Annotated in this window: 19 protein-coding genes; 7 read left to right on the forward strand and 12 right to left on the reverse strand. The window is 48.4% G+C overall.

Annotation, left to right across the window (positions count from 1 at the left end; genetic code table 11):
- Window positions 1–34: 34 nt before the first annotated feature.
- Together RN22_RS17045 and RN22_RS17050 are read right to left on the reverse strand one after the other, a co-directional pair.
- Window positions 35–1,831 (reverse strand): M3 family oligoendopeptidase, encoded by a 1,797-nt coding sequence (locus RN22_RS17045; protein ID WP_046306076.1) that lies wholly within the window; start codon window positions 1,829–1,831, stop codon window positions 35–37.
- 122 nt (window positions 1,832–1,953) lie between these two features.
- Window positions 1,954–2,133 (reverse strand): DUF2986 domain-containing protein, encoded by a 180-nt coding sequence (locus RN22_RS17050; RefSeq protein WP_002541141.1) that lies wholly within the window; start codon window positions 2,131–2,133, stop codon window positions 1,954–1,956.
- A 349-nt stretch (window positions 2,134–2,482) separates the two neighbouring features.
- On the opposite strand from RN22_RS17050, the gene RN22_RS17055 reads away from it, so the two are divergent.
- Both RN22_RS17055 and RN22_RS17060 read left to right on the forward strand, forming a co-directional pair.
- Window positions 2,483–3,004, forward strand: a complete 522-nt coding sequence (locus tag RN22_RS17055) for a DUF3332 domain-containing protein (protein WP_046306079.1) — start codon at window positions 2,483–2,485, stop codon at window positions 3,002–3,004.
- Between the two features lie 130 nt (window positions 3,005–3,134).
- Window positions 3,135–3,485 (forward strand): multidrug efflux SMR transporter, encoded by a 351-nt coding sequence (locus RN22_RS17060; RefSeq protein WP_046306082.1) that lies wholly within the window; start codon window positions 3,135–3,137, stop codon window positions 3,483–3,485.
- Window positions 3,486–3,531: 46 nt separating this feature from the next.
- On the opposite strand, the gene RN22_RS17065 is transcribed toward RN22_RS17060, so the two are convergent.
- Both RN22_RS17065 and RN22_RS17070 read right to left on the reverse strand, forming a co-directional pair.
- Window positions 3,532–4,479: a GGDEF domain-containing protein gene (locus RN22_RS17065; protein WP_046306084.1), complete on the reverse strand. Its 948-nt coding sequence runs from the start codon at window positions 4,477–4,479 to the stop codon at window positions 3,532–3,534.
- A gap of 123 nt (window positions 4,480–4,602) precedes the next feature.
- Entirely contained in the window at window positions 4,603–6,558 is a 1,956-nt protein-coding gene (locus RN22_RS17070; RefSeq protein WP_046306087.1) for a methyl-accepting chemotaxis protein, read from the reverse strand.
- Window positions 6,559–6,885: 327 nt separating this feature from the next.
- Between RN22_RS17070 and RN22_RS17075 the strand changes: the two genes are divergently transcribed.
- Entirely contained in the window at window positions 6,886–7,203 is a 318-nt protein-coding gene (locus RN22_RS17075; protein ID WP_046306089.1) for a hypothetical protein, read from the forward strand.
- Window positions 7,204–7,278: 75 nt separating this feature from the next.
- Here RN22_RS17075 and RN22_RS17080 read toward each other — a convergent pair whose 3' ends face one another.
- Window positions 7,279–7,572: a hypothetical protein gene (locus RN22_RS17080; RefSeq protein ID WP_046306091.1), complete on the reverse strand. Its 294-nt coding sequence runs from the start codon at window positions 7,570–7,572 to the stop codon at window positions 7,279–7,281.
- 280 nt (window positions 7,573–7,852) lie between these two features.
- Here RN22_RS17080 and RN22_RS17085 point away from each other — a divergent pair, with 280 nt between their 5' ends.
- Complete coding sequence (locus RN22_RS17085) at window positions 7,853–8,632, forward strand: alpha/beta fold hydrolase (protein WP_046306093.1); 780 nt, start codon at window positions 7,853–7,855, stop codon at window positions 8,630–8,632.
- 92 nt (window positions 8,633–8,724) lie between these two features.
- Complete coding sequence (locus RN22_RS17090) at window positions 8,725–8,991, forward strand: hypothetical protein (RefSeq protein WP_002541151.1); 267 nt, start codon at window positions 8,725–8,727, stop codon at window positions 8,989–8,991.
- Window positions 8,992–9,061: 70 nt separating this feature from the next.
- Here the strand turns inward: RN22_RS17090 and RN22_RS17095 are convergent, their stop codons facing one another.
- From RN22_RS17095 to RN22_RS17115, 5 genes are all read right to left on the reverse strand, one after another.
- On the reverse strand, window positions 9,062–9,835 hold the full coding sequence (locus tag RN22_RS17095) for an ABC transporter substrate-binding protein (protein ID WP_082111432.1): 774 nt from the start codon (window positions 9,833–9,835) through the stop codon (window positions 9,062–9,064).
- 156 nt (window positions 9,836–9,991) lie between these two features.
- The gene (locus tag RN22_RS17100; protein WP_046306096.1) at window positions 9,992–11,038 is read right to left on the reverse strand and encodes an endonuclease/exonuclease/phosphatase family protein; all 1,047 of its coding nucleotides are present in this window, start codon (window positions 11,036–11,038) and stop codon (window positions 9,992–9,994) included.
- Between the two features lie 145 nt (window positions 11,039–11,183).
- Window positions 11,184–12,440, reverse strand: coding sequence for a glycine betaine/L-proline ABC transporter ATP-binding protein (locus tag RN22_RS17105; RefSeq protein ID WP_046306098.1), 1,257 nt, complete (start codon window positions 12,438–12,440; stop codon window positions 11,184–11,186).
- The gene (locus RN22_RS17110; protein ID WP_002541155.1) at window positions 12,433–13,332 is read right to left on the reverse strand and encodes a proline/glycine betaine ABC transporter permease; all 900 of its coding nucleotides are present in this window, start codon (window positions 13,330–13,332) and stop codon (window positions 12,433–12,435) included. Before RN22_RS17110 ends, RN22_RS17105 begins: the two co-directional genes overlap by 8 nt.
- A 167-nt stretch (window positions 13,333–13,499) precedes the next feature.
- Entirely contained in the window at window positions 13,500–14,492 is a 993-nt protein-coding gene (locus RN22_RS17115) for an ABC transporter substrate-binding protein (protein WP_046306100.1), read from the reverse strand.
- A gap of 422 nt (window positions 14,493–14,914) precedes the next feature.
- Here RN22_RS17115 and RN22_RS17120 point away from each other — a divergent pair, with 422 nt between their 5' ends.
- Together RN22_RS17120 and RN22_RS17125 are read left to right on the forward strand one after the other, a co-directional pair.
- A complete protein-coding gene (locus RN22_RS17120) occupies window positions 14,915–15,691 on the forward strand; it encodes a response regulator transcription factor (protein ID WP_046306102.1) in 777 nt (258 codons plus the stop codon).
- Between the two features lie 24 nt (window positions 15,692–15,715).
- Entirely contained in the window at window positions 15,716–17,347 is a 1,632-nt protein-coding gene (locus tag RN22_RS17125; RefSeq protein ID WP_046306104.1) for a HAMP domain-containing sensor histidine kinase, read from the forward strand.
- Window positions 17,348–17,372: 25 nt separating this feature from the next.
- Here the strand turns inward: RN22_RS17125 and RN22_RS17130 are convergent, their stop codons facing one another.
- Together RN22_RS17130 and tnaA are read right to left on the reverse strand one after the other, a co-directional pair.
- Window positions 17,373–18,587 carry an aromatic amino acid transporter gene (locus RN22_RS17130; RefSeq protein WP_046306106.1) on the reverse strand — a complete coding sequence of 405 codons (1,215 nt, stop codon included), beginning with the start codon at window positions 18,585–18,587 and terminating at the stop codon, window positions 17,373–17,375.
- A gap of 90 nt (window positions 18,588–18,677) precedes the next feature.
- Entirely contained in the window at window positions 18,678–20,144 is a 1,467-nt protein-coding gene (gene tnaA / locus RN22_RS17135) for a tryptophanase (RefSeq protein ID WP_046306107.1), read from the reverse strand.
- Window positions 20,145–20,401 lie beyond the last annotated feature (257 nt).

Raw genomic sequence — 20,401 nt, forward strand, 5'->3', positions numbered from 1 at the left:
AGAGACAGGTGTTTTTGTTTCTGCTGATAGTTCGTTAAAGCTTTTTAACCAGCGCTTCAAACGCTTCGATACGTTTCTCAGCAATCTGGATGCTTTGCTGCCAGAACTCTGGCTTCGTTAAATCTACACCCAGGTGGGCTTTTGCCACGTCTTCTGCGCTCATTCTGCCCGTGTCTCTTAGCAGGGCTTTGTAATCACCGTAGAAAGCAGCACCTTTCTCTGCGCGTCTTGCGTACACACCGGTACTGAACAGATAGCCGAACAGATACGGGTAGTTGTAGAAACTGATTTCTGCGATGCTGAAATGCAGCTTAGTCGCCCAGAACAGATCGTTAGGCTCTGACATGGCGTCGCCATACCATTCATTCCAGGTTTCTGCCATCAGTGAGCGAAGCTGTGCAGGCGAGCATTCGCCTTGTTGTCGTTGCTCATAGAAGGCTTTTTCAAACCCGTAACGGACCGGAATATTGAGCATGAGCGCTACGGCGGTTTGGGCTTCTTCCCACAGCATCAACAGCTTGTCGTGGTCGCTTTCTGCCTGTTCGAGCAACGCATCACGCACCACGTTTTCTGCAAAAATGGAGGCGGTTTCTGCCAGTGTCATTGGGTATTCGGTTTCGACAAATGGCATGTCGCGCATCACCCAGTTGTGGAATGCGTGCCCCAGTTCATGCGCAAGCGTCAATACATCAGACATGCTGCCGCCAAAACTCATAAACACCAGTGGGGTGCGGGTTTTGGCAATCTTAGTGCAGTAGGCACCCATGCTCTTGTTAGATTGAGGTGCTGCATCAATCAGGTTTTGTTTAACCATCATGTCAACAAACTCCGCCATTTCAGGGTCGACACTGTCGAATGCTTTGCGGATGATCGTAATCGCGTCATCGAAAGAGTAGTTAGCTGGCTTGGATGCACCGAATGATGGCATTGCTGCCATTTCATCCCAAGGTTTGAGCTGCTCTGTACCGAACACTTTTGCCATCGCTTTTGCTGCGCGACGGGAAAGGTCCTGGCTGGCTTTGGTGACATCCAGCATGGCGTCCAGTGTAGGTTGCTCTATACGGGCTTCTTCAAGCGCAGGGGCGAGGAAATGCAGTGGCTTGGTGTGGCTGCGTTTCTCGTACTCAGTGAGTCGATTGCCTGCGAGGGCATTCAGGATAGCCGCAAAGGTCACTTCCTGTTTTCCCATCGCTTCGCGAATGGCATGCCAGGCTGGCTCGCGTCGATATGTATCTCCGCCGTAAAGCAGGCTTGCTGCCTGTGACAACCCCATCTCTTCTTCGCTGCCATCTGGGAATTTCAGGCTGACTTTCAGTGTGCCTGTGATGTCGTCGTAGAGGCGACCCCAAGCGTTTTTCCCGTCGACCTGCATGGCTGAAAGCAATTGCTCCTCGGGAACGGAAAGACGGAAAGCTTGCTGCGCGCGCAGTCGGGAAAGACGAAACGCATGGCGCTGATAGCTACCTGTGGCATCGGAGCCTGCCAATACATCCTCAAAGAACGCATCGTCGCAGGAGGATAGCTTGTCTTCAAATGGGCTGAACGCTTGATTGAGGCTGGAATCCATCACATCGGTTTTCACCACGACAGCCTTGGCTTCTGCATTAGTGGCATCCACGGTTGAGAGGCATCCCGAATAGCTTGAGACAGATTGAAGCAGGGTAGAGGCTTCATCCAACAAAGTCAGCGCACGCTGACAGTTTTCAATGGTATCCGGTGAGAGGTTCTTCAGTGCTGCAATGTTATCGCTGCAGCGCGCGAGATCGTTTTGTATCGCAGTGTCTTGAAGGCTTTGGTAGACGAACGAAAAGTCCCAACTTGGTGCTGACATGCCTTTCTCCTTTTCATTTTGGCGCGATCACTCTATCGCAATATTCTATGTCATGAACAGGAGAGGGCAGGGATCAGGTTGCATTCCATTGCATGGGGGAAGAAAAACGCGCGTGGTATCACTTACTCAGAGGTTTGTGCTTGCTCTTGATTCTCGGTTGACTCGGCTTGCACTTCCTCTGCCGCCAGCTTTTCACGCTCTGCTTTGGAAATGTAGCGCGGCTTATTACTTTTGTTCAGCTTGGCTTTTTGTTTCTTATCTTTCTTTTTCAGCGTTTGGATGATTTTCTTTTTACGGTTCATGACGGCATCTCAGAGATCGAAGGTGGAGGATTGTATAAGAAAGCATGAGGGCTTGCACTTGACTTGAAGGCTGTGAGGGAAATTTCCTGGTTAAAATATAAGCAAACGAACAGGTCTGGATTTCCTTTTGTTAATATTTGTCGTGTGAATAAGTGAAATTCACTCCGTTAATGAAAACAGACGGATACGTTCAGTCATTAACGATGAATTAACCGCGCTGACATTGCCCTTACAAACGTCTGTAAATCAGTTGTTGCCAGACAAGTGGAGGTGTTCATTTTCGCCTCTTTTCTTCGTAAAAATACACTGTATACTTCGCCGACTTTTTAAACTCGCAGTGTGTAAAACGATGAAAAAATTTGCAATCAAAGCTGTTGCGGCAGCAGTTCTGACAGTGTCTCTGACAGGTTGTATCGGTCAAATGGCAACGTCAGGTGCAGTGATGAAACTGAACCTGTCTGCAGTAGACAACCGCTATGCTCGTGCAGGTCTGTACGTACTGATGAGCCCAGTTTACGGCGTAGCGGCAGCAGCTGACCTGTTCATCTTCAACTCAATCGAGTTCTGGACAGGCACCAACCCAATCTCTGGCAAATCTCCAGCGGTTGCTGATACGCCAATGAGCGCTGTTATCAAGATCAACCAGAAGCTGGACAAAGATCTGACCACCGCGCCAATCAAGATTTCTGCTGCTGACGTTAAGCAAATCAACGACAAGTCTTTGGAAATGTCTGTTGCATACGTTGATGGATCGACTCAGATTCTGCGTGGCGAGAAAGAAGGCGAGATGGTGAACTTCTTCCTGAACGACGAATTCATCACTGCAGTTTCTGTAGAAGAGCTTAACGAATACGCTGCAAACCGCGTATAATCGTTTTGCGGATAATATCCAGCTGACTGGTTCAGTTGGGTATAACAAGCCCTGCATATGGCAGGGCTTCGTTATTTCTGGGGCAGGATGCCAACACGTTTAACTGCACCTAGAGGATGTTTGAGTCATTATGCTGAAACTCATCACTACTTTGCCGCCACTTGTCACTTTGTCGGTTGCTATTCTGTTTGAGATTGTTGCAACCTCGATGATGCCAAAAACCCAGTCTTTCACTCAACCTATCACAACGACTACTGTGCTGCTTTGCTACTCGATTTCATTCTATATGTTGTCGATTACGGTAAAGACAATGCCGCTGGGCGTGGCCTACGCTATCTGGAGTGCAGCGGGCATTCTCTTGGTTTCGCTGGTGGCGTGGATGTTTTATGGGCAGCAACTGGATTTGGCTGCAATATTGGGAATGTCACTCATCGTTGCAGGTGTGGTTATCATCAACCTGTTTTCGACCGTGATGCACTGATCAACGTCGAGAAACCAAATGTGAGCGTTTTCGGCTGTAGGCACAGCTAACCTTTGGCCTTGAGCGCCAGATTGCGGGCTATATCTAACAGTTGTCCGAAATCATAATCGCCTTCAGGCTCAGCCCACGACACCCCGATGCAGTAATCCAGCGTGTAGGGGAGAGCGTTCTCTACAGAATATCGATCTACACGTTCTTTGAACCTGTGCAGGATGTCCTGAGTGTTGGCGATAGGGGTGTTGCTCATCAGCACGGCAAATTTGTCGCTTTCCAGCCTTGCCATGACGTCTGAATCGCGAAAGCCAAATTTCAGCAACTCGGCAAAAAAGACCAAAGCCCGGTCACCTTCTACATTGCCCTGAAGCTGGTTAATTATTTTCAAACCACGTAAATCGAAAAACACGAGTGACGCTGGCGCATTCAGGCGTTCGCACATGTTGAGGCTGTTTTGGCATAGGACTTCAAACCCGTGCTCATTGAGGAGGCCGGTCAGTTGGTCTTGCGTCGTCAATTGCATCGCAGCCAACTCATTCTCAACCAGATCGACGATATCTTTCATACAGCGCAAATCGTCATCGTCAAATCCTCTTGGCTCATCATCAGCAATGCTCAAAGTACCAAGTAATGAGCCACTCACATGCCGAATAGGGTAGCCTGCGTAAAAGCGGATTTTTGGGTCCCCAAGCACCAGTGGATTATCTGAAAATCGCGAGTCTGTATGGGTATCGTTAATCACCATGGGATCGTTATCCAGAATGGTGTGGGCACAGAATGCGATGTCCCGAGGGTATTCTCTTGCAAGGCCAATACCCGATTTTACCCACTGGCGATTGGTGTCAATAAAGCTGATGGCGGCAATTTTTGTACCGAACATCTGTTTGGCGAGTCGGGTGAGTCTGTCAAAGCGCTCTTCATTACCGGTATCAAGAATATTGAGGTGATGCAGCACCTGCAGGCGGTACGTTTCATCGACTGGCAATTCTGGCTTTTTCATAGTGAACCCGATGTTTGAGTGTTTTCATTAATATAGCAGTAGTTTGTTGATGGCAGAGGGAAGGCTTGGTTCAAAGAAGTGGGGGCGCCGAAGCGCCCCTGCTAGGGTGAACAGACCCTAGTGTTATGCGCGCGCCAGTTCCAAGTCGACTTGTTCGCCGTTCTCTTTTTCCTGACGCTGTTGAGGTTGGGATTGCCCTGTAAAGGTTCCCACCAGCTTATCCAGCTCGTTGGCGAGTTGTTCAATCGCCGACGCTGAGACGTTTGATTTCTTCGCAGCATTGGCGGTGTGTTCTGCCAGCTCAACAATGGCGATGATGTTTCTGTCTACGCTTTCCGTGACCACAGTTTGTTCTTCGGAAGCCGTGGCGATTTGTAGGTTCTGACCAGCAATATCCTCGATTTGCGAAACCATGGCAGCCATGACTGATGCACCCTCACGTGCTTGTTCAACGCTGATTGATGCCATTTCACTGCTCTCATTCATCAAATCCACGCTATGACGAATGCCGCCCTGGAGTTGCTCAATGATTTTGGTGATTTCGTCCGTGGATTGATGGGTTTTCATCGCCAGCTCACGAACTTGGTCAGCGACGACAGCAAAGCCTCGACCCTGATCGCCGGCGCGTGCCGCTTCGATAGCAGCGTTCAATGCCAGAAGATTGGTTTGTTCCGTGATAGAGCGGATAACATCAATCACAGATCCAATTTCTTCGCTGTCGGCATTAAGCCTTTGCATGTTGTCACTGGCACTTCGCATACTCTCTGAAAGCTGATTGGCTTTGGCAGAGGTTTCGCTGTTCACCGCCCGTCCTGTTTGTGCTGAATCCTGAAGTTCTTTTGCTACGTTTGCCGCTGTCGATACGCTTTCCGCAATCTCTCGGCTGGTAGCCGTCATTTCTGTCATGGCTGTCGACACTGAATCCGATTCTGAACGTTGCTTTTCTGCATTGATGGCGGTATCACTCGCCATGGTCAGGCTGCGTCTTGCGTTGCTTGAAAGTTCTGAAGAGATACCTGCAATCTTCTCCATCGTGTGCTGGAGATTACCGATAAATTGATTGAAGTAAGATGCCATTTCAGACAACTCATCTTTACCACTAAGGTTCATTCGAACCCGCAGCGAGCTTTCGCCTTCGGCGATCTTTTTCATCAAGGCATTCGCAACGGAAACTTTGTGCGTGACCAAACGGGTAATCAGCCCAAGTGTCAGACAGACAACAATCGCCAACGCGCCGCCGATCAGCGTCAGTCGCTTGGTAACACTTTTCTCACGGATATCGATGGCTGTAACCAAGTCTTCACTGAGCGCTTTCATTTGTCTCTCAGCTTCTTGAACCGAGGCACGCAAACTTCCATGCAAACCACTCTGTGGTGTTAAGCCTACGTCTTCCATGCCAGCTGCCAATGCATTGAAGGTTTTGTGATATTCGCGCAGTGCGGTTTCCATAATAAGACGGTTACTGGCGGGCATATCACTCGTCGCGATGGCAGGAGATAGTTCATCCATCAGGGCGTTGAATTTATCGACATACTGGGTATCAGAGCGCAGTAGAAAGTCTTTTTCATGACGTCGTAGCATCAGAAGCTTGTTGTACAGCATGTCATTCTCGACTTTCTGTATCTCCCTTTCCACGCGATGTGAGGCCTCACGAGCCGTCCCTTTCAACCCAGAGTCGAAAGAGGCACCAATCTCCATACGCTGGTCAACCAAGGCTTCAAAGTCTCTGTGGTATTTCTCCAGTTTGTACAGCATGGCATCAATGGCTTCATGGCCTTCCATATCGAGAGCGTTGAGTTTCGCTTTCGCAGTGAGCAACTTCTGGGTCAACGCGCCGTATTCGTTTTCAAACCTGTCTTTATACTTGGCTTCTTTGCGGGCCATGAAGTCTTTCTCATGGCGTCGAAGCATTAATACGGAGGTTTGGCTTTTCAGAATTTCTACGGATGCGCCATCCAATGTCTCCAGCTCACTGAATGATCGCTGGAAGGAAATGGCGAATACGGCAACAGAAAAGAGTATGAGTAAAACGACACTCGAGAGTTGTGCTTTGATAGTTTGTGGTAGTGCCAATCGCATGATTTCTCCTGTCTTTTTTCTCGCGCCAGCTCGATATGGGTGAAATGGCCTATACAAGATGTCTTAAATATAGGACAGCCCTGGCTAACCTCACGGAAAATGTTGCAAAAATATTACACATCACATTTTCGCTGCGATTCTATTCACGACTATCGGGTGGTGAATGAGGAAAAATTCGGGGTGAGATGAAGTTTCGTGTATGACGTATGTGCCTTAAATATCGAAATTTTTGTTGGAGTTTTTCGAATCTGTCATCTGGCTTAATGTGGGATGCAGTTCTATCTTTAGGTTGAGTGACGTGTGAAAAGAAATGACGGAGAGGTCATCATGAAAAAAACAATGATTGCGTTAAGTCTGTTTGCTGTTTCATCTGCTGCGAGCGCAGGGATGATGAACGATGATGTCAGTATGAGAGTGGTCGCTGCGGGACAAGGTGCATGGGTGAAAGTGCTGCAAAACGGCGAACCGGTTGAAGGGGCGACGGTGACATTGAAAGGCGCTTTGGGAGAGTATGTAACGCCTGAAAATGGCCTCGTCTTTGTTATTTCTGATGAGCCATATAGCCGCAGCGTTGTCTTTACCGCCAAACTTTCAAACGGCGAAGAAGTGCAGAAGCGTGTGTTGCTCCCACGTGATCACGATTAATAATACGGGTCAGACAGAAAACAAAAATCCTGCTTAATAGCAGGATTTTTTATGCCTTTAAGGCGGGGTTACGTATTAATAAAATTCTTTATTGGCAACGAAGCATTGTTCATAACCATCATTCCAGCCGTTGGCATAGCGTGGCTCTTTGAACATACGCTCTGGGTCCTGGCGGTAGCCGTCTTTGTTGGTTCGTGCCGCTGTAACTTTGCTGTGGCACCCGTCGTCATAGCCTTCCATGTATGGCGTGCTAAAGCCGAGATCAGCAAGCTGTTCATGACGTGATGCTGAGCAGCCAATCAAACTGCTTGCTACGACGATGAGCAATGTGGCCTTGAAAGCCATAATGATGTTCTTATGAGTTTGCATGTCATACTTCCTCTTACTGACATGAGGTACCTAGGGGCTGTTGACCTTTGGTGATGATTTTTGCACCAGCCCCTAGGCAGATTACCTTCGCGTGGCATTCTCAAACTGTCTCATAAGTAACTATCTGCACATGAGCTGGTAAAAAGGTCAGTGAAGTCTTGTTTTTAATACCGAAAACTGGACGCAAAGAAGGTCGAGGTTGGAGCAAAAAGCGGATAGAAGCGGTCTATACCGGGTGATAGTCGAATCCCGCTATCGTGTAACAAGGAGTATTTCTACCATGGTGAAAAAGCCGTTACTCAATGCCTTTCTTATTCTAATGTTTGTGACTTCCCCAGGCTTTGCAACGGCAGAGAAAAATGAAGTTGGTGCGTCAAACATCGCTGACGCTTCGATAAAAGTGTCGGGTAGTCCCGGCGCTGAAAGTCGAGTGGTGTTTATTCACGGTTCACCGGGAAGCAAAGAAGCGTATGACGACTACTTGTCACACCCCGCGTTACAGCATCTGGAACTTGTTTCGGTTGATCGCCCCGGTTTTGGTGAGTCTGGTCGTCCAGTAGAGACTTCCATTCAGAGACAAGCGGAAGCGCTGAGGGGGTTGCTAGAGGATGGCAAAGAAAACTGGGTAGTGGGTCATTCGTTAGGCGGGCCTATAGCGTTGCAATTGGCCTTGTTATCACCAGACAGTGTGAATGGCTTGTTGTTGATCGCATCGGCGTTTGATCCGCAATTGGAATCTCCTAAATGGTATAACCATTTAACAAACACTTTGTTGGCGACCTGGATACTGCCGGACGATTTGCTCAAGTCGAACCGTGAAATGATGGTGTTGGACAAAGAACTGGAAAAGTTAGCAGCGCAAGACTGGTCGTCACTGAGTATGCCTGTTGTTTTGGTGCATGGGGAAGAAGATGATTTGGCAGATCCTGGCAATTCGCTATTTGCAAAGACAAAGCTGCCAGAGGCTGAATTAAAAATGATGCCAGATGAAGGACACTTCATTTTGTGGGAAAATGTGCCGCTGTTGGTGGACCAGATAAACAGCCTGGTCAGTAAATAAATGTAAAGGCCCCTTGATATTTCACCCCTTAAGCCGCATGTTAGGGAGGAGTGATACGAAGCCAACACGATTTTAATCCACGGGAAATTACTATGAGACAAATCCTGACCGGTGTGGTTACCCTTATTCTTGGCTTCTTTACTTTGGTATTTGCAGCAGTATTTGGCCTCCTGATCTCAGTGAGCGCATTAATTGCAAAACCATTCGTCATGAAGAAACTGCGAAAAGCGCAAGAGCAACAAGCTGCTCAGTTTGAGCAAGCATATAGCGAAACACGTGAAACGCCATTCGGCCCTAAACAACGCCACCAAGGGCAGACGATTGACGGTGATTACCAAGACATCACCAATAACCGATAAAAGCCAATGAACACTAAAACGCCGCCCAATGGGCGGCGTTTTTTTGATGTCTAGTTAGGGTCAACAGCCCCTATGGCGATGGATTGACGGAAAACGGAAAGTACTCCCATTCATATTCATCGTAGAGTCTTTTTATCTCGCCCTTGTTCAGTAACTCCTCAAAACGCTCATCATATATCCGGCGTAATTCCTGACCTTTCTCTGTGTCGGCAAAGCCAGGATAGAGTTTGAGATCCATAATGTTAGCCATTTCAAACTCGTCACGTTTCAAATAGCCCAACGCAAACTCTTCTTCGAGTTCAGCTCGTGCATCTAGCAAGACATCGAGTCGGTCAGAATAAACCATGGAAAGACCTTGTCTGCGTGATTTCACTTCATGAATATTGAACTTGGTCTCTATGTAATCGTTGTAGTCGTAGCCTTTTACCCAGCCTACAGTGCGGCCTTTTAATGTCGTTTCTCCCTCCCAAGCGGGTATCACAGATGCTTTGTAGACCGCAGAGACCTGTTCAGCATCAAAGTGCCAATAGGGATAAAGAATCTTTTCCTGCTCATCAATGTAAGAGCCCAAAAAGGCGTCCATTTTTTTAGTTTGGACAAGATAGACACTTCGGGAGTAGGTGGTGGTAATGGTTTTAATGCGATAACCAAGCGGTTCAAAAACGCGGCGCATAATTTCGAAATAGAGGCCGCTTCCATCTTTCTCTGTCGCATCTTCCCAAGCCTCGCTGACCAGTATGATTTCTTTCTTGCTGTGCTTCTCGGCGAGCGTTGGCAACGAGAAACACGCTGAGAGAATGAAGGCAAAAAGGCAAACCACTTTCTTGGCGGATAAACCGATCATCACAGGCTCCTAAAAACAAAGTATCGAGAATGAGACACCCCTTTAAGCTTAACCAAGATGATGATTTTCGCGAGAAATGACGACGTAATTAGTGAGCAACCATTGCGGGTATTACGTTCGCCAACGAGGTCAGCCGGCCCTCATTACTGGTGGACATTATTGGCGGAGTGAAATGGTGACGCTGACAATAGCGTGGTCAGTGCTGTAAGTATCCTGGTCGAACTTGGGATTCACCAGGTGGGTGTCTTCGCAATGAAAGTCACCGACTTCTGCGATGCTTGCGGGATCACCACTGTTGAATTCACTGGAAAGCAAAATGTAATCGAGCACCGATCCTTTGGCGTGGAAGTAATGGGTTGGAGGGCGCTCTAAGCCTGTCTCTCCGGTACTTTTTACGTACAAGTCCCAGCTGTCGTGAAGTTGGTAGTGTGAGAGAGGCATGTCGGCCATGTCATCCGTGATTGAACGCAAACCGGAAACGTGGAAAGCGCGTAGCACTTCAGAACGGAGGTCATCGTTGAAATCCCCCATGACAATGGCGGGATTGTTGGTGTGAGAGCGGCGTTCGATAATGCTGTTCATCAAGTGACAGGCTTCAGAACCACGCTGTACGGCTGATGCCCACGAGCCTGTCATTTCCGCCTGCATGGATTGTGCGAGCTTTTTCGATTCACCTTCATCCGTCGTATCCTCCATGATTGGGCGTTTAGATTTCAGGTGAACAACGTAAATATCCGTCTGACCCAGAGATGGCAGCTCCAAGGTCGCAAACAGAGGTAAACGGCTGTATTCGAAATCCTGCTGGATGCCCATACGTTGAGATACTTCTGGGTCTGCTTGAAGGGGAAGGGCACTCAGGATCGGGTAACGGGAAGCCAGACACACAACGGGGCTTTTGTAGATGTAATCTTCAAGCGGTTCTGGCTCATCCACCACTGAAAAGAAGCGATAGCCAAGTGGCTCTAGCAGCGCTTTGAGCGCAGACGCACTGAATACTTCCTGAAACGCAATGATGTCAGGTTGGTAACTGCCGATATAACGATTCAGCCAAGCACGTTTTTGACGCCATTGCTCTTCGCTGTAAATATTGCTGAATTCGTAAAATGCACCCGGCGGCTCGATAAAGTTGAACAGGTTTATCGTCGCTAGCTTTAGGCCGAAGGCGCTGTGTGCGTATGAGCTTTTGCTATTGGTTGCGAACACGATACCGTCTCAGGAATGATAAATATTCCTCTAGTATAGCGAAGTCTGCTGCGGGGCAGTGGTTGATATGTTGAATAGTAGACACGGGCTGGAATAAAAAAAGCGCCTCATACTGAAGCGCTTTTCAAGCTTTAAAAAGAAGGAGTTAGGCGGAAGCCGCTTCAGGCTTTTTTGCTTCCGCGTCGCGATCCTCCGCGTTGCTTGCAGATTGATCGGAAAGTACTTCGACCAAACTCGCTCTCGATAGCTCGCCTTGAATTTCGCCATCCTGATCCAGTACTGGCAATGGAAGCTCATGTTCCAGAGTGTCCGGGATCACTGCTTCAATCAGTGCATCACTCTGGATGCCTGGTACCTCTTCAAGTACTGCATCATCAATGGCATCACCATGACGGGCTGAATCGACAGATTCCAGCTTATCAATGCTCAGTGCACCTTGATAACCATCATCATTCACGTAATAACCATGTTCCGCTTTCGCTTTACGCATTTCTGCCAGCGCTTCACCGATGGTTTCTGAACTGATGCGAAGGCTTTGCGGTTTCATCACTGTATCTACCGTCAATGCACGTGCACGGTTGACGTCTTTAACGAATGCTTCCACGTAGTCGTCAGCTGGGTTGAGTAGGATATCGACCGGACGTCCTTGTTGAACAAGTTTACCATCACGCAGGATGGCAATGCGGTCGCCCAAGCGTAGTGCTTCATCCAAATCATGGGTGATGAAGATGATGGTCTTGTGGAGCTTTTCCTGGAGGCCAATCAACTGGTCCTGCATTTCACTTCGAATCAGGGGATCCAGTGCCGAGAAGGCTTCATCCATCAGCAGGATTTCAGCATCGGTACACAATGCGCGGGCCAGACCCACACGTTGTTGCTGACCACCGGAAAGCTGCGACGGATACTGCTGCTCGTATCCACCCAGACCAACAGTATCCAGCCAATCAGTGGCTTTCTTTTCACGCTCGGATTTGTCGACACCTTGCACCTGCAAGCCGTAAGCGACGTTTTGCAAAACAGTGCGGTGAGGCATCAAACCAAAGCGCTGGAAAACCATGGACATTTTATGGCGGCGGAAATTCTGAAGGCCTTTTTCATCAAGCTTCATCACGTCTTCGCCTTCAACGATGATTTGGCCTTCAGTTGGTTCAATCAAACGGTTGAAGTGTCGGATCATGGTGGACTTACCTGAGCCGGAAAGACCCATAATCACGAAGATTTCGCCGCGAGCAATGTCCAGATTGATGTCCTGAAGGCCCACCGTATGGCCGGTTTCTGCCAGAATATCATCTTTGGATTTACCGGCTTTTACGTCCGGCAACACCTTTTGAGGAGTGTTACCAAAAATCTTGTAGAGACCTTTAATCTGGATCAGCGGTGTGCTGTTTTCAGTGTTACTCATTGTGGCCTCCGCTCAGGTGCTGCTGTGAACGTTTTGCGTAGCTTTGAGATACGCGGTCGAAGATGATTGCCAGTGCGACAATCGCGAGGCCGTTGATGAGACCCAAGGTGAAGTATTGGTTAGTGATTGACTTCAGTACAGGTTGGCCTAGGCCTTTCACACCGATCATTGAAGCGATAACCACCATTGCCAGTGCCATCATGATGGTCTGGTTGATACCCGCCATAATGGTCGGCATCGCCAGTGGCAACTGAACACCAAACAGGCGCTGCATTGGGCTTGCACCGTATGCTGTGGCAGCCTCAAGCACCTCTTTGTCGACCAATCGAATACCGAGGTTGGTCAGGCGTATAACCGGTGGAATAGCGTAGATGACTACCGCAATCACGCCAGGGATTTTACCGATGCCCAGTAACATGACGACGGGGATCAGATAAACGAAAGCCGGCATGGTCTGCATCACATCGAGTAGCGGTGTAACCATTGACTGCACGCGATTGGAACGCGCCATGGCAATACCAATAGGAATGCCAAGGAAGATGGCGAGCATGGTACACACCAATATGATGCTCATGGTGCGCATGGTGTTTTCCCACATACCGAAGTACCCGATAGCGAGGAAAGAAAAAATAACGGCTACAGAGAGTTTCCATGAACGGCTGGCCATGTATGAAACACCCGCGAGAATGGCGATCATCAGCCACCAAGGGGTGCCGAGAAGAAGCTTTTCAAACCAGATGAGAAATTGGAGCAGCGGGTCGAAGAAAGATTCGATGGTTTCACCGTAGTTTCGCGAAAACTCGCGATAGGCGCCATCAAGTGTTTTACGAATCGTCAGAAGATCGGAGCGTGACATCTCCGGAAATTCTGTCAGCCAAGAATTGTCTGCCATAACAGTACAGCGTCCTCTGCGTCTTTAGAATATTAGAAACTATATACCCACCGTCAGTGGGTAAATGCGGACGTACGTAGAGAGCCAAAAGATACGTCGCATTTATAGATTAGGTTGTCGCAAAAAATTGCGGGCTGAAAAGCCAGCCCGCAAAGCGTTTATAGCGATTACAGTGACGATTTGATTTTCTTCGCCACTTCAGGTGTTACCCATGCGCCCCAAATGTCTTCGTGGTTTTCCAGGAAGTGCATGGCAGCGATTTCACCGTCAGCCTGATTGTCTTCCATCCAAGCAAGCAGGCTATTCAACTGAGCATTCGTGAATGAGCGGTTAGACAGGTAGCTGACTGCTTCAGGAGAGTTCTGTGCGAAGCTCTCGGTGATCACAGTATCCACTGCTGATGGCGGGTACATGGTCACTTTCGGCTCCAGACAGTCTGCATTCGTGGTACAGGTTTTGAAGTGCTCTTCATCGATGCCTGAACCGAAGTCAACTTTCACCATTTCATACTTACCAAGAACCGCTGTTGGCGCCCAGTAGTAACCAAACCAACCTTCACCACGCTCGTACGCTTTTGCGATTGAGCCAGACAGACCTGCACCTGAACCTGGATCGATCAGTTCGAAGCCCTTGTCACCCAAGCCCATGGCATTGAACAGGTGGCCTGAGGAAATCTGACAGTTCCAGCCTGCAGGACAACCGAAAAAGGCTGACTTTGATGGATCTTCAGGGTGTTTGAACAGTTCGCGGTTTGCGATAACACCTTCAATGGTGGCCAGACTCGGATCTTTTTCTACCAGATACTTAGGTATCCAAAAACCTTCTTCACCACCGTCAGACAATACGGCACCCGCAAAGCGGAGTCGGCCTTCCTCAACACCACGGTCCAACGCGGCTTTCAGGGAGTTACTCCAAAATTCAGGTGCGATATCCGGTTCGCCTTTTTCAATCATTGATGTACCGGTAGGCATGGTGTCGCCTGGAACCAGTTCCGCATCACAGTCATAACCTTCAGCGAGGATAATGCGGTCAACATTGGCGATGAGGCTTGCGGAGTTCCAGTTCATATCTGCGATGGTGACTTTGCCGCACTCTGCCGCAAAGCCGCTCATTGGCATAACTGAAAGCAGCAGGCAGGACGAGGCTAGAAGTTTTTTCATGGAAGTTCCCTCTCATTTTAAATGACATGATAAATGAATATAGCTCTAATCATTTATCAGAGTGATATTGCACTACGTTATTGACCCTTTCTTGGTTTAAATAACTGAAAAATATGCGCGCAATAAAAGTAATCATAACAAGTTCGTATCAAAAATTCTTTAGTGCTGTTACTTGCTTTGTGCCAATTTATTCGAGCTGTAAGTAATTTTTGGGCGAGACGCCGAAAGTTAAGGTGACATAACTTAATGATTTGAGAGGCGAAATGTCAGGCCAAGAAGAGGCTGGTGTATGAAATGTAAGAATCAGTGTTCAAATCGAAGATTTGTATGATCGTTAGCCGATTTTTGACGAAAATCGTGAAATTTATCTACCTAATCTCGGTTCATAGGGGGTGATGATTGCCAAAGAATGGGAGCTCCCTATGCAACAATCAGTTTTGGTTCTGGAAGATGATGCTGATATCGCAGGCCTTATTGCCCTGCACCTCAAAGTGATGGGCTTTGAAGTCATCAAAGGCTCTTCATTAGAGGAAGGATATCGTGCGTTGGCTAACGAAAACATCGCCGCTGTTGTTTTGGATAGAGGTCTGGATGATGGAGACGGTAAAACGTTCTGTGAATTTCTCCGCCAGCAAGAAAACGGTATTCCCGTATTGATGTTAACCGCGTTAGATTCTGAATCTGACATGGTGGAAGGCTTTGAAGCTGGTGCAGATGATTATCTCGCCAAGCCTTTCAGTGTGATTGAGTTTCAGGCAAGGGTAAGGGCACTGATGCGCCGCGTTTCCCTTCATAGTCAGTGGCAGGCTGGATCAGTAAAAGAATTGAAGTCTGACAGTTGTGAGATGAGCAGCGAGCATTCGACTGCGCTACTTTTTCAGCATTTGGAAATCTGCCCTGAAACCCATAGCGTCAAGTTAGAAGGCCGTGAAATCGACCTGACACCGACAGAATTCTCTTTGCTATGTTGCCTGGCAAAGCGCCCTGATCGTGTCTTTAGTAAAGATGAATTGCTTAGTCGGGTATGGAATACCGATTACGACGGATATCGTCACACCGTGTGTTGTGCTATCAACAGGCTGCGCAGCAAATTGGAAAGTAACCCTGCAGCACCTAAATACATCCACACGGTATGGGGAGTTGGCTACAAGTTCCGCGAAGCCTCCGATCCGTCCATACTTCAACGGGCGACCATTTAACCAATAAGGGACGGGAGGTAAATATTGGCGTTTAAAAACCGTCTGCTGTTATTCACCTTGATTTGGTTCTTGTGCAGCGCAGCACTTTTAACACTGCTAAGTGTGTCTGTGTGGCAGCAAAATGAACAGCGCTCGCGGCAACTGCTGCATCAAGATCTTGCAATGCACATGCGGGACGATAACCCCTTGATGGTCGGTGATGACTATAGTCCGGAAGCACTGTCCTCTATCTTTCATACTTTGATGTTGCTGGGCCCAGACTTTGAAATCTACTTTCTTGACCCTCAAGGCAATATCACTACCTCTGGTCCTCCTAAAGAAGATGTCATCCGTTTGCAGGTAGATGTTGAGCCTATTAAACAGTTTCTTCGCGGAGAGCCGTTCCCTGTTTTAGGAGAAGATCCCTTATCCCAACAAGGTGAGAAGGTGTTCTCTGCGGCACAAATTGATGCTGATGGACAGGTGGCGGGTTACCTCTATGTTCTTATTGGCAGTCAGGGATACAACGCCTTTGCCGATACCGAAAGTTTGCTTCAGTATGCACCGGTTGTAGCCGCTGCGCTGGTCGCGATTTTGCTTTTTGCTTTGGTGGTTTATCGCATGGTTCATCGCGGAATCATCACGCCGGGAAGGCTGATGGTGAAGCAGATAGAAGAATCAGCGAAAACCGAATTTCGGGTTTCTCCCCCACTGTATTTACGCTCACCGGAACTTCAGGAGCTGGCGAATCAATACCGCAGAATGATGGCGGTTATCCAACAACAATTTATTCAGCTTAGGGTGCAAGAAGCACAACGACGCGAGCATTTGGTGCAATTGAGCCATGACCTGAAAACGCCCTTGGCGAATATTCTCGGGTATCTCGAAACCTGGCGAATCCAGCATGATGAAGGACGGGGCATGATCGACACGGCTTACCACAATGCCCAACGCCTACAGGGACATTTAAAAAGTCAGCTTGAAGCTGCGAGATCACCATCCGCAAAGATTGTGCTCTCTTATCGAGAGATTGATGTGCGCGAGCTATTTGAGGATGTTCGCCACCGTTTCGAACTTCAATTGAAAAAGAAACAGGTCGATTTAGTGATAACGGTTTCCGAACCCTTAAATGTGTTCGCAGATGAAGTGCTGATAAACCGCGTGTTCGACAACTTAATGGAAAATGCCATTCGACATAGCCCCGCACGCGCTTCCATTCTGATGGACGCCACCAAGGCCAAGGGAGCGAACGTTAGCTTTTGCATTGAAAACGCCATTGATGAAACCAGTGACACTGGCTCATTGGGTATGGGAAGCAAGATTGTGGATGCCATTCTCAGTCTGCACCAAAGTCAGCTCCAAGTGTCACCACCACAAGTCACCGAAATGCCGCATTACCGCGTTTGCTTTGTATTGTCCTCCGTGATGGCGAAACCGAGCGCCCAGATCAGAGCGGTGCCAACGGCAATGGACTTTGAAGAGGATTCCCCACCCTTAAAAACGGATTATCCGACAGTCAACGCGGAAACCTCTGACGAGGAGGAAGGTACACAAGGTGAAGACATGCATCTCTCTGCTAAAGAAAGAAACGGGCACCCGGTGACATTACCTTCATTCAGCGCGGTTTCTAAAGATGACGACGAAGGGACGCCTTCAGGAAACAATAAGGCCGAGTAATCGGCCTTATTGTTTTATCGGTGATTCAACCGATGAATGAAGGTAACTTGCCTGCCATGGCGAGGAAGTGGAACAGTGCGGTGAGGACACCGAAGAGGATCACAGCGCCAATCATGGCATTGCCACCGGGCGCCATAAACCCTTGGTTTCCGCCTGACAAGGTGCGGGATTTCATTGCCAGCAGGGCAGGTATGATACAGGCCCAAACCGTTGCGGCAGCGCCTGCATAACCAATTGCCACAATAAATCCAAACGGGAACAACAGTGACATCACCAGCGGTGGCAGAAAAGTTACTAACCAGCATTTGGTGCGGCCAGCTTTGGTATCGTCAAACTTGAAGAAGTCGGCCAAGAAGTCGAAAACACCTAAACCCACACCGATAAAAGAAGACAAAATCGCGGCCATTGAAAAGGCATTAATCGCCTTTGAAATGCTCTCGGACGCGATTACTCCATCAAGCTGTTTCAGAAGCACGTCGACATTGCCGCCTTGCTCGATGACCGGGCCAAACTCATGGCGTGGCAGGTTGCCGAAGATACTGATGAGCCAAAAACAATAAAGCGCCAGCGCGATAATGGTGCCACCCAGAATGGCGTATTTCGCCTTTCTCTCCTCGCCATAGTAAGCGCGCATTGACGAGACCGAATGATGATAGCCAAAGGAGGTCAGGGCGACTGGCAGCATCGCCATCGCATAAGGGGCATATTGGCGCTCTGGGTTGGCGACATCGAGCAGCACTGCGACATCCACATTGATTGCCATGCCTGATACGCCGAAGACGAAGCTCAATACCATAAAGGCAATAAGAACGACAGAAATTCGGTCGACTGCCCGGGTGGAATGCCAGACGAACAGAGAAAACACGGCAACGAACAGAATGGATGTGAGCTGGCTGCTCATTCCTGTTAATTCTTGCAGAATTAACCCAGAAGAAGTGATATAGGCATAAAGTAAAATGCCACCCACAAAATAAACTGTTAGATTGTTAAAGAAATTAACCTTATTGCCTAGAAGATCTTTGGTGACGGAATTAAAAGACACTTTTAAATCGTAGTGTTTAAATGACTCAAGAAGCATCCAGCCTGAAATAGTCATCACGATCATAGTCACTGAAATAGCGAGGATTGACCAAACTGTCCATGCGCCTGCTCCCGAACTGGGTAGCCCCAACATTCCTGCGCCAACACAAACACTGGCGATAATGCAGGAGCCACCGACTAACGATGGGCTCTTTTCCATTGTTTATTTCTCTCACGTTATTGGATTTAGCGATTTATAATTTTTCTAATATAAAAAAGAGCGCAATTTTCATTGTGCTCTAATAAGTTTCTACACTGTGGTTTCCAGCTCAGCAGCGTTGTGCTTTTTTACTTCCGCTGGCTCCACTTCTTTGAGTCTTGCCGTAAAGTGACGGAGGACGGAAGGCTCATACGTAAAGTCGAGTCCTTTCACATTGTGCGCATTTTTCTTCACTTCACCGAACGCTTCAATGATGAAGTCCATGTGTGATTGGGTGTAAGTCGCACGCGGGATGGTCAGACGAAGCAACTCAGCCGGACATGGGTGTTGTTTGCCAGTGGCAGGGTCGCGACCCAAAAGCAGTGAACCGATTTCCACTGCCCGGATGCCGGCAACTTTGTAAAGCTCACACGCCAACGCATGTGCCGGGAATTGGTCAGAAGGAATGTGTGGCAGCAACTTGCCGGCATCTACAAACGCCGCGTGGCCGCCGGCCTGTTGGCAAACAATGCCAATCGCTTCTAGGCCATCAACCAGATATTGAACCTGCTTGATGCGGTATTCCAGCCATTCCTGACGCATACCGTCATAAAGGCCCACAGCCAAGCGCTCCATGGCCCCACCTTCCAGACCGCCATAAGTTGGGAAGCCTTCCTGCACCACGCAAAGGGTGCGGCATTCCTGATAAACGTCCATGAAAGCGTCGTCTTTGAAGCACAGTAGTCCACCCATTTGAACCATGGCATCTTTCTTCGCTGACATCGCCAGGCCATCCGCATACTTGTAAGCTTCGCGGGTGATTTCAGCGATCGTCCAATCTTTGAATCCGGGTTCGCGCTGCTGGACGAAATAGGCGTTTTCCGCAAAGCGCGCAGAGTCCATAATCACCGGAATGTCGTAGCGTTTGGCAATCTCGTACACCGCTTTCAGGTTAGCAATAGAAACCGGCTGACCGCCCGCGGAGTTACAGGTAATGGTGCTCACAATGTATGGCACGTTGGCTGCGCCAGCGTCGAGGATAGCTGCTTCCAGCTTTTGCAGATCAAAGTTGCCTTTAAAGTCAGCAGTAACAGAGGTATCAAACGCATCTTTGGTATAAATGTTTTTGGCAACGCAGCAGTTTACCTGGGTATGGCCTTGTGTGGTGTCGAAGAAGTAGTTCGACAGCGCCACCATTTTGCTGCGATCCAACCCTTTCTCTAGCTCGCGCTTTTTGATCAACACAGGAATGTAGATTTGCTCTGCACCACGCCCTTGGTGAGTTGGAATGGTGAGGTCATAGCCGAAGATGTCTTTTACCGCGTTAGACAGCGCATAGTAGCTACGACTGCCGCTGTAGGCTTCATCACCGCGCAGCATGGCTGCCTGCATTTCCTGAGTAATAGCGCCTGTACCACTGTCTGTCAGCAGGTCGATAAACACGTCTTCACTGTCCAACAGGAAGGGGTTCATGCCCGCTTTTAAAATAGCTTCTTCGCGATACACGCGGGTGGTGCGTTTTACTGGCTCAATCACACGGATACGGAATGGTTCTGGGAGGTGTTTGAAGTTTTCCATTTTTTCTACCCTTTCTTTTTATCTGACGGAAAACTTGCCAATTGTTCATTTTATTTAGGCACTAGTCTTCCGTCAGGAAATTAATCTGATTTCGAATTTTTGCATTAGGTTTTAATTATCGAAGCAGTAAGCGTGACAATACGAAAACACAATTAAGTGAATCGGGTTATTGATACGACTTTTCGATAAGTGCGCGCAGGGACTGCGCAAAGGGAATGCTTATGCAGGGAAGAAAAAAGCGATTTTGTAGTCCTGGG

Source organism: Grimontia sp. AD028, from assembly GCF_000973155.1.
Taxonomy (GTDB): Bacteria; Pseudomonadota; Gammaproteobacteria; order Enterobacterales; family Vibrionaceae; genus Enterovibrio; species Enterovibrio indicus.

What these genes read in the sequence shown, in the direction of transcription:
- RN22_RS17045 (WP_046306076.1), bottom strand. Translation starts at nt 1,831, where the DNA reads ATGTCAGCACCAAGTTGGGACTTTTCGTTCGTCTACCAAAGCCTTCAA.
- RN22_RS17050 (WP_002541141.1), bottom strand. Translation starts at nt 2,133, where the DNA reads ATGAACCGTAAAAAGAAAATCATCCAAACGCTGAAAAAGAAAGATAAG.
- RN22_RS17055 (WP_046306079.1), top strand. Translation starts at nt 2,483, where the DNA reads ATGAAAAAATTTGCAATCAAAGCTGTTGCGGCAGCAGTTCTGACAGTG.
- RN22_RS17060 (WP_046306082.1), top strand. Translation starts at nt 3,135, where the DNA reads ATGCTGAAACTCATCACTACTTTGCCGCCACTTGTCACTTTGTCGGTT.
- RN22_RS17065 (WP_046306084.1), bottom strand. Translation starts at nt 4,479, where the DNA reads ATGAAAAAGCCAGAATTGCCAGTCGATGAAACGTACCGCCTGCAGGTG.
- RN22_RS17070 (WP_046306087.1), bottom strand. Translation starts at nt 6,558, where the DNA reads ATGCGATTGGCACTACCACAAACTATCAAAGCACAACTCTCGAGTGTC.
- RN22_RS17075 (WP_046306089.1), top strand. Translation starts at nt 6,886, where the DNA reads ATGAAAAAAACAATGATTGCGTTAAGTCTGTTTGCTGTTTCATCTGCT.
- RN22_RS17080 (WP_046306091.1), bottom strand. Translation starts at nt 7,572, where the DNA reads ATGCAAACTCATAAGAACATCATTATGGCTTTCAAGGCCACATTGCTC.
- RN22_RS17085 (WP_046306093.1), top strand. Translation starts at nt 7,853, where the DNA reads ATGGTGAAAAAGCCGTTACTCAATGCCTTTCTTATTCTAATGTTTGTG.
- RN22_RS17090 (WP_002541151.1), top strand. Translation starts at nt 8,725, where the DNA reads ATGAGACAAATCCTGACCGGTGTGGTTACCCTTATTCTTGGCTTCTTT.
- RN22_RS17095 (WP_082111432.1), bottom strand. Translation starts at nt 9,835, where the DNA reads ATGATCGGTTTATCCGCCAAGAAAGTGGTTTGCCTTTTTGCCTTCATT.
- RN22_RS17105 (WP_046306098.1), bottom strand. Translation starts at nt 12,440, where the DNA reads ATGAGTAACACTGAAAACAGCACACCGCTGATCCAGATTAAAGGTCTC.
- RN22_RS17110 (WP_002541155.1), bottom strand. Translation starts at nt 13,332, where the DNA reads ATGGCAGACAATTCTTGGCTGACAGAATTTCCGGAGATGTCACGCTCC.
- RN22_RS17115 (WP_046306100.1), bottom strand. Translation starts at nt 14,492, where the DNA reads ATGAAAAAACTTCTAGCCTCGTCCTGCCTGCTGCTTTCAGTTATGCCA.
- RN22_RS17120 (WP_046306102.1), top strand. Translation starts at nt 14,915, where the DNA reads ATGCAACAATCAGTTTTGGTTCTGGAAGATGATGCTGATATCGCAGGC.
- RN22_RS17130 (WP_046306106.1), bottom strand. Translation starts at nt 18,587, where the DNA reads ATGGAAAAGAGCCCATCGTTAGTCGGTGGCTCCTGCATTATCGCCAGT.
- tnaA (WP_046306107.1), bottom strand. Translation starts at nt 20,144, where the DNA reads ATGGAAAACTTCAAACACCTCCCAGAACCATTCCGTATCCGTGTGATT.